Consider the following 13,362-nt stretch of genomic DNA (forward strand, 5'->3'; position numbering starts at 1 on the left):
CCCGGCCCCGCCGGACGTTTTACGTATAACCTTTGACGTTATACGTACCATGGCGGCACCCGCGGGTCCACCCCGCAGCGGCCGCACCCAAGGAGTGACCCACCCGGTGACCAGTCACGAGGCCACACCGCCCGGCCTGTCCCGGCCGCCATTCGGCGGTACCCCCGGCCCGGCCGCCGCGGCCCGCATCACCAGCCGGGACGTCGCCCAGGCCGCCGGGGTCTCACAGGCCGCCGTCTCCCTCGTCGTCGGCGGCAAATGGCGCGGCCGGGTCTCCCCCGCCAAGGCCGAGGCGGTCCGCACCGCCGCCCGTGAGCTCGGCTACCGCCCGAACCTCGCCGCCCGCAGCCTGCGCATGGGCCGCACCCGCACCGCGCTCCTCGTCGTCCCCGCCCTCACCACCGAATTCTTCGCCCGGGTCTACACCGGCGCCGCCCGCGCCGCCGCCGACCACGGCTTCGGCGTGGTGCTCTACCCCTCCCCCGAGGGCCTGGGCCCGGCCCGCGACCCCTTCGACTCCGCCGCGGCCGCCCTGGACGGCGTGATCGCCTCCTCCATGGCCGCCGAAGCCCTCACCGCGCTCCGCGACGCCGGCCTGCCCCTGGTCATGCTCGACAGCGACCCCGACGACGACCGCGCCGGCGCCACCGTCAACCTCGATATCGCCGACGGCGCACGCCAGTTGGCGGCCCATCTGACCGTCCTCGGCCACCGCCGCATCACCCACCTCGCGGCCGACGTGGACTCCTGGACCTTCGCACTGCGCGCCCGCGCCGTCGCGGACGCCCTCGCCGATGTCCCCGGCACACTCCTGCGCCGGCAACCGGCCGCCCTCGCCGTCGATGCCGGTCTGCACGCCGCCCACGCCGCACTGACCGCCCCCGGCCCCCGCCCCACGGCCCTCCTGTGCGACGACGACATCATCGCCGCCGGCGCCTGCAAGGCCGTACGCCGGCTGGGCCTGCGGATCCCCGAAGACATCTCCGTCACCGGATTCGACGACCTCGCGCTCGCCGTCGCCGTCGAACCGGAGCTGACGACCGTGCGACTGCCCGCCGAGGAGTTCGGCGAAGCGGGCATGCGGGCCCTGATGGCCGTACTCGACGGCGACCGCCCCGCGCCCCCCACCCTCCCGGTGGAACTGATCGCCCGCGGCTCCACGGCCCCGCCGCCCGCCGACGCCCACAACAGCGCGCGCCCCGGCGGGCGATGACCCACCGGGGCGCGCGAGGAAGAACGCCCGGCCTTACGAGTCGGCCGACGACCCCTCGGAACCGCCGCCGTCCTCCGAGGAACCCGAACCGGCATCGCCCTTGGGGGACTTCGGGGACTTAGGAGCCTTGGCCGCGGCATCCGAAGCGCCCGAGGCCTCCGCTGCGGAACCCTCGCCGGCCGCATCGCCCGCGTCACCGTCCGGCGACTTCCCGCCGTCCGCGCCGCCGTGCTCATCCAGCAGCCGGGACAGCTGACGCCCCAGGATCCGCTTGAACTTCCGCTGCTGCGGCCGCGTGCGGTCCAGCGTGGCGACCTCGAGATGCTCCGCGGTCAGCGTGCGCTCGCCGCCATTGGTGTCCCGCGACAGCGAATCCACCGCCAGCTTCAGCGCCTCGCCCAGCGTCATTCCCTCACGGTGGTGCTGGTCGAGATAGCTGCTGATCTGATCGGCGTTGCCGCCCACCGCGACCGAGCCGTGCTCGTCCACGATCGACCCGTCGTGCGGCAGCCGGTAGATCTGGTCGTCCTCGGGGCCGTTTCCGACCTCGGCGACGATCAGCTCGACCTCGTACGGCTTCTCCGCTGCGCTGGAGAAGATCGTGCCCAGCGTCTGGGCATAGACGTTCGCCAGGCCGCGTGCGGTCACGTCCTCGCGGTCGTAGGTGTAACCCCGCAGATCGGCATAGCGCACACCGCCGATCCGCAGATTCTCGAACTCGTTGTATTTGCCGACCGCCGCAAAGGCGATGCGGTCATAGATCTCGCTGACCTTGTGCAGGGCGCGGGAGGGATTCTCGGCGACGAAAACCACGCCGTCGGTGTACTGCAGCACCACGACACTGCGGCCGCGCGCGATGCCCTTGCGGGCGTACTCGGCGCGATCGGCCATGGCCTGCTGGGGTGAGACATAGAACGGCGTCGACACCGGCTATCCGTCCCTTTCTGTCAATGGCTCTCTCACTGGCGCATGCATGGTCATCCGTCCCGTCAGAGCAGCGCGGCGCGCGGGCCATCGGGCTGGTCGAGGCGGCGCTCATGAATGGCACGGGCGATCTCCGACACCTCGGCCTCGGTCAGCTTCTTGAAGCCGTCCTCGGTGATCACGGTGACGATCGGATAGATCCGCCGGGCCAGATCCGGCCCGCCCGTCGCCGAGTCGTCGTCCGCCGCGTCGTACAGCGCCTGGACCACGGCCGTGGCGGCCTGATTCTCCGTGAAGTCCTCGCGGTAGAGCTTCTTGAGAGCACCGCGGGCGAAGACGGAACCCGAGCCCGTCGACGCGAAGCCGTGCTCCTCGGAGCGCCCGCCGGTGACGTCGTAGGAGAAGATCCGGCCCTTCTGGCGGTCCACGTCCCAGCCGGCGAACAGCGGCACGATCGCCAGGCCCTGCATGGCCATCCCGAGATTGCCGCGGATCATCGTGGAAAGGCGGTTCGCCTTGCCCTCCAGGGAGAGTTGGGCGCCTTCCACCTTCTCGAAGTGCTCCAGCTCCAGCTGGAACAGCTTGACCATCTCCACGGCGAGACCGGCCGTGCCGGCGATGCCGACCGCGGAGTACTCATCGGCCGGAAAGACCTTCTCGATGTCGCGCTGCGCGATGACATTGCCCATCGTCGCCCGGCGGTCACCGGCGAGCACCACACCGCCGGGGAACGACGTCGCCACGATCGTCGTCCCGTGCGGCGCCTCGATAGCCCCCTGCACGGGCGGCAACGGGCGGTTGCCCGGCAGCAGATCGGGCGAGTGCGCACCGAGAAAGTCCATGAACGACGAGGATCCAGGCGTCAGGAAGGCCGCTGGCAGACGCCCGGTGCTACGAGTGTTGGCTTCCACACGTTTCCTTCCGGATACTCGGCCGCCCGCCTCAAAACGTCCGGCCGATCCTTGAATTGGCCCAAGGCTGCGTTGCAGCTGAAGCACAGTACGTCTCGGACCTTACCCGTCTGGTGGTCGTGATCCACATGCCGGGACCGGGATCATCGCGGCGCATCCGGCACCGGTCATCTCCGGTCATACCGTAAGCGCGCCGGGAAATCGCTCTCCCGGCCCGCCCCGGCGCTGCCGGCAGCGCTCGCAGAGCGCTTCCGGCAGTCCGCCCGCGGCCCGTCACACAGGGAGGGGTGACCGGCGAATACGACCGAGGACAATGTCCGCCTGCATCGCGAGTAATTCCCCTCCCCATGCAGATGCGGACATCTTCGGACTACTCGCCGCCCTTCTGGACAAATGACCGAACAAAGTCCTCGGCGTTTTCCTCGAGGACATCGTCGATTTCGTCCAGCACCGAATCCACGTCGTCCGACAATTTCTCCTGGCGTTCCTTGAGGTCTTCCGAAGCCTGCGCGTCCTGCGTCTGCTCCTCGACCTCTTCGGTGGAACGCGTGGCCTTCTGCTGCCCGCCGCCGCTGTCCTTGGTCGCCATATCCCTCACCCCGCTCGGTTCGCCCCGCTCGATGTGACCTTCAAGATCCGACCCTACAAGCAGGGTCCGACATCGGCCCTGCACTTGGTGCAACGTCCGGGAGTCTCCAGGATCATTCCCGGACCGCGGCCATTTCAGCCGCGCATCGGCCATCGATCGGCCTGAATCTGTCCCGAATCCGCCGGGCGTCAGCGGCCGGAAAGCGTCCTCACCAGCTCCTCGGCCGTACGACAGCGGTCCAGGAGCTCCTTGACGTGCTTCCGGGTGCCGCGCAGCGGTTCCAGGGTGGGGACCCGTTGCAGCGAGTCACGGCCCGGGAGATCGAAGATCACCGAGTCCCAGGACGCGGCCGCGACGTCGTCGGCGTACTGCTCCAGGCAGCGGCCGCGGAAGTAGGCCCTGGTGTCCTCCGGTGGCTTCTGCTGGGCCCGCTCGACGTCGGCGTCGTCCAGCAGCCGCTTCATCTTGCCGCGGGCCGCCAGACGGTTGTACAGGCCCTTTTCGGCGCGTACGTCGGCGTACTGCAGGTCGATGAGGTGCAGCCGCGCCGCGTCCCAGTCGAGGCCGTCGCGCCGGCGGTAGCCCTCCATCAGCTCGCGCTTGGCGACCCAGTCCAGCTCGCCCGACAGGCTCATCGGGTCGTTCTCCAGCCGCCCCAGTACGTCCTCCCACCTGGTCAGCACGTCCTTGGTCTGCTCGTCCGCATCCGCGCCGTAGCGGTCCTCGACGTACTTGCGGGCCAGCTCGAAGTACTCCATCTGGAGCTGTACGGCGGTGAGCGTGCGCCCGCTGCGGAGGGTGATGAGGTGTTGCAGGGTGGGGTCGTGGGAGACGTGGTGGAGGGTGCGTACGGGCTGGTCGACGGCCAGGTCGACGGCGATGAAGCCGTCCTCGATCATGGACAGGACCAGGGACGTCGTGCCGAGCTTGAGGTACGTCGAGATCTCGGAGAGGTTCGCGTCCCCGATGATCACGTGCAGGCGGCGGTATTTCTCCGCGTCCGCGTGCGGCTCGTCGCGCGTGTTGATGATGGGGCGCTTGAGGGTCGTCTCCAGCCCGACCTCCACCTCGAAGTAGTCGGCTCGCTGGCTGAGCTGGAAGCCGTGCTCATGGCCGTCCTGGCCGATGCCGACCCGGCCGGCGCCCGTGACCACCTGGCGGGAGACGAAGAAGGGGGTCAGATGGCGCACGATGTCCGAGAACGGGGTTTCCCGCTTCATCAGGTAGTTCTCGTGCGTGCCGTAGGACGCGCCCTTGTTGTCGGTGTTGTTCTTGTAGAGGTGGATGGGCTGGGCCCCGGGGACCTGGGCGGCCCGCGCGGCCGCCTCGGCCATGATCCGCTCGCCGGCCTTGTCCCACAGGACGGCGTCCCGGGGATTGGTGACCTCGGGGGCACTGTATTCGGGGTGTGCGTGGTCGACGTAGAGCCGGGCCCCGTTGGTGAGGATCACATTGGCCAGGCCGATGTCCTCGTCGGTGAGCTGACTGGAGTCTGCCGCCTCGCGGGCGAGGTCGAAGCCGCGGGCGTCCCGCAGCGGGTTCTCCTCCTCGAAGTCCCAGCGAGCACGTCGTTCCTGGTGCATCGCGGCCGCGTAGGCGTTGACGACCTGGGACGAGGTGAGCATGGCATTGGCATTCGGGTGGCCGGGGACGGAGATCCCGTACTCCGTCTCGATCCCCATTACTCGCCGTACGGTCATGCGGCCCTCCTTGCCCGGCGGCGCCCCCGGATGGGGTCGGCGCTCAAGTACCGCTGCGCTTCCGGTCCGTGTGCGTTCCCCGCTCCCGCACAGCGTGACGCGGCGGTACCGACGAGCCTAGAACGCCTTTGCGGCTCTGGGGAGATCATTACAGTCATTGCTCCAGTCCGGTTTTCCCTGGTCCATCGCGCTCTTGACGGGGGCCGGCCCATGCGGCCCCGGAAAAAGCGTCCGGCTGCGGACGCCCCGTGCAGGACATCCGCAGCCGGAGTGCGGTGTTACAGGTATTGGCCGGTATTCGCCACCGTGTCGATGGAGCGGCCGGTGTCGGCGCCCTGCTTTCCGGTGACAAGCGTACGGATGTAAACGATCCGCTCGCCCTTCTTGCCGGAGATGCGGGCCCAGTCGTCCGGGTTGGTGGTGTTGGGAAGGTCCTCGTTCTCCTTGAACTCGTCCACGCAAGCCTGGAGGAGATGGGAGACCCGCAGGCCCTTTTGATTGTGCTCGAGGAAGGCCTTGATGGCCATCTTCTTCGCACGTCCGACGATGTTTTCGATCATCGCTCCGGAGTTGAAGTCCTTGAAGTAAAGGACTTCCTTGTCACCATTGGCATAGGTGACCTCGAGGAAGCGATTCTCCTCGGATTCCGCATACATCTGCTCGACGACCGACTGGATCATCGCACTGACCGCGGCCTTACGGGAATCACCGTGCTCGGAGAGATCGTCTGCGTGCAGCGGCAGATTTTCCGTGAGGTACTTCGAGAAGATGTCCTTGGCGGCCTCCGCGTCCGGACGCTCGATCTTGATCTTCACGTCGAGGCGGCCGGGGCGCAGGATCGCCGGGTCGATCATGTCCTCGCGGTTCGAGGCACCGATCACGATGACGTTCTCGAGGCCCTCCACACCGTCGATCTCGGAGAGCAGCTGCGGGACGATGGTGTTCTCCACGTCCGAGCTGACGCCGGATCCCCGGGTGCGGAAGAGCGAGTCCATCTCGTCGAAGAAGACGATGACGGGCGTGCCCTCGCTGGCCTTTTCCCTCGCCCGCTGGAAGACCAGCCGGATGTGCCGCTCCGTCTCACCGACGTACTTGTTGAGCAGCTCGGGGCCCTTGATGTTGAGGAAGAAGCTCTTCCCCGCGGGCTGCCCGGTCACCTCGGCGACCTTCTTGGCAAGGGAGTTGGCGACCGCCTTGGCGATGAGTGTCTTGCCGCAGCCGGGGGGGCCGTAGAGCAAGACGCCCTTGGGCGGGCGGAGTTCGTGCTCCTTGAAGAGGTCGGGGTAGAGGTACGGAAGCTCGACCGCGTCCCGGATCAGTTCGATCTGGCCGCCCAGACCGCCGATCTTGGTGTAGTCGATGTCCGGGACCTCTTCGAGGACGAGTTCCTCGACCTCGCTCTTCGGGATGACTTCGTAGACGTAGCCGGAGCGGGGCTCGAGGAGCAGGGCGTCGCCGGGGCGGATGGTGATGTCCAGGAGAGGCTCGGCGAGCCGCACCACCCGTTCCTCGTCGGTGTGCCCGATGACCAGGGCGCGCTCGCCGTCCTCAAGGATTTCCTTGAGGGTGACGATGTCCCCGGCGCTCTCGAACTCCATGGCTTCGACCACATTGAGCGCTTCGTTGAGCATGACCTCCTGGCCGCGCCGGAGGTCCTCGAGCTCGACGCTGGGGCTGACATTGACGCGGAGTTTTCTGCCTCCGGTGAAAATGTCGGCCGTGCCGTCCTCGTTCGCCTGCAGGAAGACACCGAAGCCGGCCGGCGGCTGCGCGAGCCGGTCGACTTCCTCCTTGAGCGCGACGATCTGGTCGCGGGCCTCGCGGAGAGTATTGGCGAGTCGCTCGTTCTGGGCGGAAACGCCGGCCAGGTTGGTCTGCAGCTCGACGATCCGCTCTTCGAGAATCCTCGTGTGCCGCGGAGAGTCGGCGAGCTTGCGTCGCAGGACGGCGATCTCCTGCTCAAGATAGGCAACCTGGCCGGCTGGATCTTCAGACCCTCGCCCCGGCCGGATGCCGCGGTTGATGTCGTCGTCGTGGGCTGCCACGGTCCTCACCTCCTCCAAGGAGCTGGACGCTTCCTGACCCTACCTGGGCCGGTGCAGGTTGAAACCCCTAGATCGAAAAGACTGTCGGGGTGTGTCCGATCTTCACCCTTGCGCACGTCCTCACGCCAAGGGAATACCCACCCAACAACATCGGAAAGCGAGCGGTTGTATCGTCGAGTCGGTCAACACCCGTCAGGGCTGGCGCCACTTAGACAAAAACGCTTCACGTACGTAGGAACGGCAGGCGAGATGACCGCGCAGGAAGAAGCCTCTCCAGAGCTTGAAGTCTGGATCGACCAGGACCTGTGCACCGGCGACGGGATCTGCGTCCAGTACGCCCCGGAGGTCTTCGAGCTCGATATCGACGGTCTGGCGTATGTCAAGAGCGCGGAGGACGAGCTGCTCCAGGACAAGGGGGCCACAACGCCCGTCCCGCTCACGCTGCTCAACGACGTCCGGGACTCGGCCAAGGAATGCCCCGGTGACTGCATTCATGTGCGCCGGGTCGCGGACCGGGTCGAGGTCTACGGGCCGGACGCGGACTAGCCGGCACGACGGCAACGCAGAGTAGACGTTTCGCAGACGCGGCGTAGGCGGAACGTAGGCGATACCGCACTTACGCGCACATCGAGTGAGGGATCAGGCACCCTCGGTGCTCGCGCCGGCCGGCAGCTCACTCTGGATGAACTTCCCGTCCTTCCACTGCCACTTGGCGCTCCTGTGGACGTCGGGGCAGCAGCGAGGTACGTCGAGCGTGGAGTAGCCCAGCAGCGTCGCGGAGATCTCGCCGCGCTGCAGGGCGAGGTCCTGGACGGTGAGCCTCTGGGAGGGCGCGAGAAGGGTCGCCACGACCCGCGGTGCGGCCTTGGGGTCGGTCGGCTGGGCGAGGACGAAGACGCCGCTGGGCGGGGTGCCGGTCTCACTGTGGCAGCGCACCACCGCGACGGTCTCGGTGGTGCCGTCGCCGTCGAGGTCGCCGGACGTCTGTTTCGCCACGTCGAGGCGGTTGGGTCCGCAGTTGACGGGAAAGGTGACCTTGGCCGGGTCGGGGGCGGCCGCGACGTGCCGGCCGGTTTTCGTGCCGTGGGTGGTGGTGGCCGTGGCGTCCGGCGGCTGGATGAAGGACGCGGCCGCGACGACCGCCGAGACGGCGGTGGCTGTGGCGAGCCAGTGCATGGGGTGGGGCTGGGTATGCAAAAGGTCCTGGCCTGCCAAGGGCTGCACGCGGGGTAACTCCTGTGAAGAGCTGTTGCGGTGGGAGTGCCCAGCATCGTTCCACAGGAGGCGACGGCGCGGAACCAGCCGGACCGGAGTTTTACGCGCTGATCACGCGGTGAGCGCAGAGGTGAACGAACGGCGCCGCCGGCGGCTCCCTGGGGAACTCGTCGACGGCGCCTGGTGGTTCGGTAGCCGGTCCGGGACGGTCAGCCGCGGTCCGTGGCGCCTTCGGTGGCGTCGGCACTGTTAGTGCCGTCGGAGCCGTCGGAGGCCGCGCCCTGGGCCTTCTTGCCGGGGCCGGTGTAGTCCTCGCCGTACGCGCCCTTGGCGGGGCGGCGGCGGCGCAGCGGGGGCTCGACGCCGTCGGCGAGGCGGCGGGCGGTGAGCAGGAAGCCGGTGTGGCCGATCATGCGGTGATCGGGGCGGACGGCGAGGCCCTCGACGTGCCAGGTGCGGACCATGGTTTCCCAGGCCGAGGGCTCGTTGAAGGTGCCGTGCTCGCGGATCGCCTCGACGGTGCGGGCCAGCTGCGTGGTCGTGGCGACGTAGGCGCAGAGGATGCCGCCGGGGACCAGGGCCTTGGAGACGGCCTCCAGGCACTCCCAGGGGGCGAGCATGTCGAGGATGACGCGGTCGACGTCGGTGTCGGAGAGGTTGTCCTGGAGGTCACCGACGGTGAGCGTCCACGCGGGGTGCGGGCCGCCGAAGTAGCGCTCCACATTCTGCGTGGCGATCTCGGCGAAGTCGGCGCGGCGCTCGTAGGAGTGCAGCATGCCGTCGTCGCCGATGGCGCGCAGCAGGAAGCTGCTGAGCGAGCCGGAGCCCACACCGGCCTCGACGACGCGGGCGCCGGGGAAGATGTCGGCCATCGCCAGGATCTGCCCCGCGTCCTTGGGGTAGACCACGGCGGCGCCGCGGGGCATGGACAGGACGTAGTCGGGGAGCAGCGGGCGCAGCGCAAGGTAGGCGACGTTCCCGGTGGTACGGACAACACTGCCCTCGGGAGCACCGATCAGCTCGTCGTGGGGGAAGGCTCCCTTGTGGGTGTGGAAGCTTTTTCCCTCTTCGAGCGTGAAGGTGTAGTGGCGTCCCTTGGGGTCGGTGAGCTGGACCTGGTCCCCGACCTTGAAGGGCCCGCGACGGCGGGCGGCACCGGTCGGTTCGGACATGTGACCAGCCTACCGGCCGATCGGGGCGGGGCGGACCAGTGGGCGGGGCGGGCGGGGGTGCGGCGGGCGGGAACGGGCTGTCGGGTGGCCGTGGCGGGCTGTCCGGTGGACGGGGGCGAGCCGTTCGGTGGGCCGGGCGGTCCGGGGGGCGGCGGTCCGCTGAGCCGGGGGGCGGGGCGGCGTACGCGGCCCTGGGTGCTATCTGGCCCGTCGAACACGGCGCTCCCCCCGGCTGGGGGTTACCCAGGGGTGCCGGAGGCGAAGCGCGCGCGTCACGACGAGGGGCACGGCGAACATCGGGACGCGCGTCCCGGAGTCGCGTGCGGGACGGCCGCCGGGGCAGGCGTCAGGACCGGCGGGCCATCGCCGAGACGAAGGCCCGTTCCACGTCGGCCGTCGACAGGACGCCGTAGATCTCGCCGGTCTCCTCGACGACGAGGTATTCGGTGGCGGGCGTGGCGCGCAGGTATTCCAGGAGGTCCTCGCCGGCGAGTTCGGCCGAGACGCGCATGCCGTCCTTGAGGTCCTGGGCGAGGGTGCCCACGGGGACCCAGGGGCGGCGGTGGTCGGGGACGCCGACGATGGCGGCCTCGCGGACCACGGCGGTGGGGCTGCCCTGGCGGTCGACGACGACCAGGGCGCGGGCGCCGGCGTCGTTGGCGCGGCGCAGCGCCTCGGAGAGCGGGGTGTCGCTCTCCACGGGGACGGCGCGGCGGGTGAGGGTGCGGGCGGTGAGGTCCGGGAGGCGCTCGCGCAGCCGGGCCATGCGCAGGCTGTTTCCGGCGCCGGTCCAGATGATGGCGGCGAGGATCGCGGCGAGCAGGGCGTCGGTGAGCGAGTCGGCGCCGCCGAGCTCTTCGGGGGCGGTGCCCAGAGCGCCGGTGTGGGTGAGCAGCGGGAGGCCGATGAGGACCGTGACGGCGAGCGCGCGGCCGACCCAGGCGGCGGCGACGGTGCCGGTCATGGGCTTGCCGGTGATCTTCCAGACGACGGCGCGCAGCATCCGGCCGCCGTCCAGGGGGAGGCCGGGCAGCAGGTTGAAGATCGCCACGATGAGGTTGGAGATCATCAGCCCGGCGAGCAGGACACCGGGGACGGTGCCGGGCTCGACCAGGTACATGCCGCCGTAGAAGACGCCGGCCAGGACGAGGGAGAGCAGCGGGCCGACGAAGGCGAGGACGAATTCCCGGCCGGGGGTCTCGGACTCCTTCTCGATCTCCGAGACGCCGCCGAAGAACTGCAGCTGGATGCGGCGTACGGGGAGCTTGAAGCGCAGCGCTGCGACGGTGTGGGCGAGTTCGTGGACGAGCACCGAGGCGTAGAAGGCGACGGCGAAGAAGAGGGAGACGAGGTAGCGGGCGGCGCCGAGTTCGGGCAGGACGCGCTCGAGCTGGCCGCCGAAGACCCAGGTGATCAGGGCGGCGACGACGAACCAGCTGGGCGCGACGTAGACGGGCACGCCGAAGGGGCGGCCCATGAGGATGCCGCCGCCCTTCTTGCGCCCCGGTGCCTTGGTCTCTTTGGCGTCCCTGGGCGGCTCGGGCGGCCGGTGCTGCACGGACTCCTGGGGGTCCTGCGGCTTCCCGCTGTCGTCCACGGCGTCCCCTCGTCGAATGCGGCCTCTGCGCCTGCTTGTCGCGATCTCACGATCATGCAGGGCAAAGGGGTACGGCGTCGATGGTATGCGGAGCGTTCGGCCCGTATCCGCTGTGGGGCCCCGCCGGGCGCAGGTCGTGCGTAGGCCGTACGCGCTTGTCAGTGGCGGGCCGTAGGGTCGGTGGCATGGGAACGAGCACCGAGAGGGCCGAGCCGGCCGCGCAGGGCGGGCAGGACGGACAGGGGACCACGGGCGGGCCCGGGGCCCAGCGCGTGGCGCCGGAAGTCGAGCGGGCGGCGGGCCGGGCGCAGCCACCGGTCGCGCTGTCGCCGTCGCGGGCGAGCGATTTCATGCAGTGTCCGCTGCTGTACCGCTTCCGGGTGATCGACAAGCTGCCGGAGAAGCCGAGCGCGGCGGCGACGCGGGGCACGGTGGTGCATGCGGTGCTGGAGCGGCTCTTCGATGCGCCGGCGGGTGAGCGTACGGCGCCCGGTGCGCGGGCGATGGTGCCGGGCGAATGGGAGAAGCTGCTGGCCAAGCGGCCGGAGCTGGCGGAGCTGTTCGCGGATGACGCGGACGGCGAGCGGCTGGCGGCGTGGCTGGCGGAGGCCGAGGCGCTGGTGGAGCGGTGGTTCTCGCTGGAGGATCCGACGCGGCTGGAGCCGGCCGACCGTGAGCTGTATGTGGAGACGGTGCTGGAGTCCGGGCTGCAGCTGCGCGGGTTCATCGACCGGGTCGACGTCGCGCCGACGGGCGAGGTGCGGATCGTCGACTACAAGACCGGCAAGGCGCCGCGGCCGCAGTTCGCCGAGGGCGCGCTGTTCCAGATGAAGTTCTATGCGCTGGTGGTGTGGCGGCGCAGCGGTGCGGTGCCGCGGCGGCTGCAGCTGGTGTATCTGGGCAGCGGCGATCTGGTGACGTACGACCCGACCGAGGCCGATCTGCGGGGCGTGGAGCGGAAGTTGCTGGCGCTGTGGGACGCGATCCGGCTGGCGACGGAGACCGGGGACTGGCGGCCGCGGCCGACCAAGCTGTGCGGCTGGTGCGACCACCAGGCGCACTGCCCGGAATTCGGCGGCACTCCCCCGGTCTATCCGCTGACGGTCCGCCCGGCGGCGGACGGCGGCGGCGAGCAGGGCAGAATGGAGCCGGTCTAACGAAGGAGAGCTCGTGGCTATCCGCGTCCTGCTGGTCGACGACCAGCCCCTGCTGCGCACGGGATTCCGGATGATCCTGGAGGCCGAGCAGGATCTGGCGGTCGTCGGTGAGGCCGGTGACGGTCTGCAGGCGCTGGAACAGGTGCGGGCGCTGCAGCCCGATGTGGTGCTGATGGACATCCGGATGCCCCGGATGGACGGTGTCGAGGCGACGCGGCAGATCACCGGTCCGGCGAAGGACGGCCCGGCGAAGGTGCTGGTGCTGACGACCTTTGACCTGGACGAATATGTCGTCGAGGCGCTGCGCGCGGGGGCCAGCGGCTTTCTGCTGAAGGACGCGCCGGCCAATGAGCTGGTGCAGGCGATCCGGGTGGTGGCGGCGGGCGAGGCGATGCTGGCGCCGAGCATCACGCGCCGGCTGCTGGACAAGTACGCGGGCCATCTTCCGTCGGGCGAGGAGGCGGTGCCGGACACTCTGGGCACCCTCACCGAGCGGGAGGTGGAGGTGCTGAAGCTGGTGGCGCGGGGGCTGTCGAACGCGGAGATCGCCGCGGATCTGTTCGTCAGCGAGACGACGGTGAAGACGCATGTGGGCCATGTGCTGACGAAGCTGGGGCTGCGGGACCGGGTGCAGGCGGCGGTGTACGCGTACGAGAGCGGGCTGGTGCGCCCCGGCGCGCAGTAGCGGGCGCAGCAATGACGGTGGGGCGGGGGCCGGGGGGGGCCCCCGCCCCCCCCCCCCCGGGGGGGGGGGGGGGGGGGGGGCGGCCGCCCAGGGTATGAGCCCCAACCCCGACACCCGGGTGGAGGGCCCGGGGCAAGAGAGGGCGGCGCGGGCC

At 69.7% G+C, this 13,362-nt stretch carries 13 protein-coding genes; 4 read left to right on the top strand and 9 right to left on the bottom strand.

The features are described 5' to 3' along the window. The first annotated feature begins 106 nt into the window (after positions 1–106). The gene (locus tag ACIRPT_RS25880; protein ID WP_403831043.1) at positions 107–1,213 is read left to right on the top strand and encodes a LacI family DNA-binding transcriptional regulator; all 1,107 of its coding nucleotides are present in this window, start codon (positions 107–109) and stop codon (positions 1,211–1,213) included. A 33-nt stretch (positions 1,214–1,246) separates the two neighbouring features. Here ACIRPT_RS25880 and prcA read toward each other — a convergent pair whose 3' ends face one another. The 6 genes from prcA to arc all read right to left on the bottom strand — a co-directional run bounded on the left by prcA (position 1,247) and on the right by arc (position 7,382). Next, on the bottom strand, positions 1,247–2,140 hold the full coding sequence (prcA, locus tag ACIRPT_RS25885) for a proteasome subunit alpha (RefSeq protein ID WP_403831045.1): 894 nt from the start codon (positions 2,138–2,140) through the stop codon (positions 1,247–1,249). Between the two features lie 62 nt (positions 2,141–2,202). After that, the gene (gene prcB, locus ACIRPT_RS25890) at positions 2,203–3,048 is read right to left on the bottom strand and encodes a proteasome subunit beta (RefSeq protein ID WP_403831047.1); all 846 of its coding nucleotides are present in this window, start codon (positions 3,046–3,048) and stop codon (positions 2,203–2,205) included. Beyond that, positions 3,000–3,176 (bottom strand): endonuclease domain-containing protein, encoded by a 177-nt coding sequence (locus tag ACIRPT_RS25895; protein WP_403504361.1) that lies wholly within the window; start codon positions 3,174–3,176, stop codon positions 3,000–3,002. The genes prcB and ACIRPT_RS25895 overlap by 49 nt, the downstream gene beginning before the upstream one ends. Positions 3,177–3,418: 242 nt before the next feature. Next, the gene (locus ACIRPT_RS25900) at positions 3,419–3,637 is read right to left on the bottom strand and encodes a ubiquitin-like protein Pup (protein ID WP_363151457.1); all 219 of its coding nucleotides are present in this window, start codon (positions 3,635–3,637) and stop codon (positions 3,419–3,421) included. A 188-nt stretch (positions 3,638–3,825) separates the two neighbouring features. After that, on the bottom strand, positions 3,826–5,337 hold the full coding sequence (gene dop, locus ACIRPT_RS25905; RefSeq protein WP_403504358.1) for a depupylase/deamidase Dop: 1,512 nt from the start codon (positions 5,335–5,337) through the stop codon (positions 3,826–3,828). Positions 5,338–5,615: 278 nt separating this feature from the next. Beyond that, positions 5,616–7,382 carry a proteasome ATPase gene (gene arc / locus ACIRPT_RS25910; RefSeq protein ID WP_403504356.1) on the bottom strand — a complete coding sequence of 589 codons (1,767 nt, stop codon included), beginning with the start codon at positions 7,380–7,382 and terminating at the stop codon, positions 5,616–5,618. A gap of 249 nt (positions 7,383–7,631) precedes the next feature. Between arc and ACIRPT_RS25915 the strand changes: the two genes are divergently transcribed. Beyond that, complete coding sequence (locus ACIRPT_RS25915) at positions 7,632–7,928, top strand: ferredoxin (RefSeq protein WP_403831052.1); 297 nt, start codon at positions 7,632–7,634, stop codon at positions 7,926–7,928. Between the two features lie 93 nt (positions 7,929–8,021). Here ACIRPT_RS25915 and ACIRPT_RS25920 read toward each other — a convergent pair whose 3' ends face one another. The 3 genes from ACIRPT_RS25920 to ACIRPT_RS25930 all read right to left on the bottom strand — a co-directional run bounded on the left by ACIRPT_RS25920 (position 8,022) and on the right by ACIRPT_RS25930 (position 11,327). Next, positions 8,022–8,606: a hypothetical protein gene (locus ACIRPT_RS25920; RefSeq protein WP_403831054.1), complete on the bottom strand. Its 585-nt coding sequence runs from the start codon at positions 8,604–8,606 to the stop codon at positions 8,022–8,024. 200 nt (positions 8,607–8,806) lie between these two features. Then, positions 8,807–9,769, bottom strand: a complete 963-nt coding sequence (locus tag ACIRPT_RS25925; RefSeq protein ID WP_403831056.1) for a tRNA (adenine-N1)-methyltransferase — start codon at positions 9,767–9,769, stop codon at positions 8,807–8,809. A gap of 346 nt (positions 9,770–10,115) precedes the next feature. Continuing rightward, entirely contained in the window at positions 10,116–11,327 is a 1,212-nt protein-coding gene (locus tag ACIRPT_RS25930; RefSeq protein ID WP_403505086.1) for a site-2 protease family protein, read from the bottom strand. A gap of 224 nt (positions 11,328–11,551) precedes the next feature. On the opposite strand from ACIRPT_RS25930, the gene ACIRPT_RS25935 reads away from it, so the two are divergent. Beyond that, entirely contained in the window at positions 11,552–12,523 is a 972-nt protein-coding gene (locus ACIRPT_RS25935) for a RecB family exonuclease (protein ID WP_403831058.1), read from the top strand. A gap of 13 nt (positions 12,524–12,536) precedes the next feature. Continuing rightward, a complete protein-coding gene (locus ACIRPT_RS25940) occupies positions 12,537–13,208 on the top strand; it encodes a response regulator (RefSeq protein ID WP_403504344.1) in 672 nt (223 codons plus the stop codon). The last annotated feature ends 154 nt before the right edge of the window (positions 13,209–13,362 follow it).

This window comes from Streptomyces sp. NPDC101227 (assembly GCF_044767545.1).
Classification (GTDB): Bacteria; Actinomycetota; Actinomycetes; order Streptomycetales; family Streptomycetaceae; genus Streptomyces.

What these genes read in the sequence shown, in the direction of transcription:
- ACIRPT_RS25915 (WP_403831052.1), top strand. Translation starts at nt 7,632, where the DNA reads ATGACCGCGCAGGAAGAAGCCTCTCCAGAGCTTGAAGTCTGGATCGAC.
- dop (WP_403504358.1), bottom strand. Translation starts at nt 5,337, where the DNA reads ATGACCGTACGGCGAGTAATGGGGATCGAGACGGAGTACGGGATCTCC.
- ACIRPT_RS25935 (WP_403831058.1), top strand. Translation starts at nt 11,552, where the DNA reads ATGGGAACGAGCACCGAGAGGGCCGAGCCGGCCGCGCAGGGCGGGCAG.
- ACIRPT_RS25925 (WP_403831056.1), bottom strand. Translation starts at nt 9,769, where the DNA reads ATGTCCGAACCGACCGGTGCCGCCCGCCGTCGCGGGCCCTTCAAGGTC.
- ACIRPT_RS25900 (WP_363151457.1), bottom strand. Translation starts at nt 3,637, where the DNA reads ATGGCGACCAAGGACAGCGGCGGCGGGCAGCAGAAGGCCACGCGTTCC.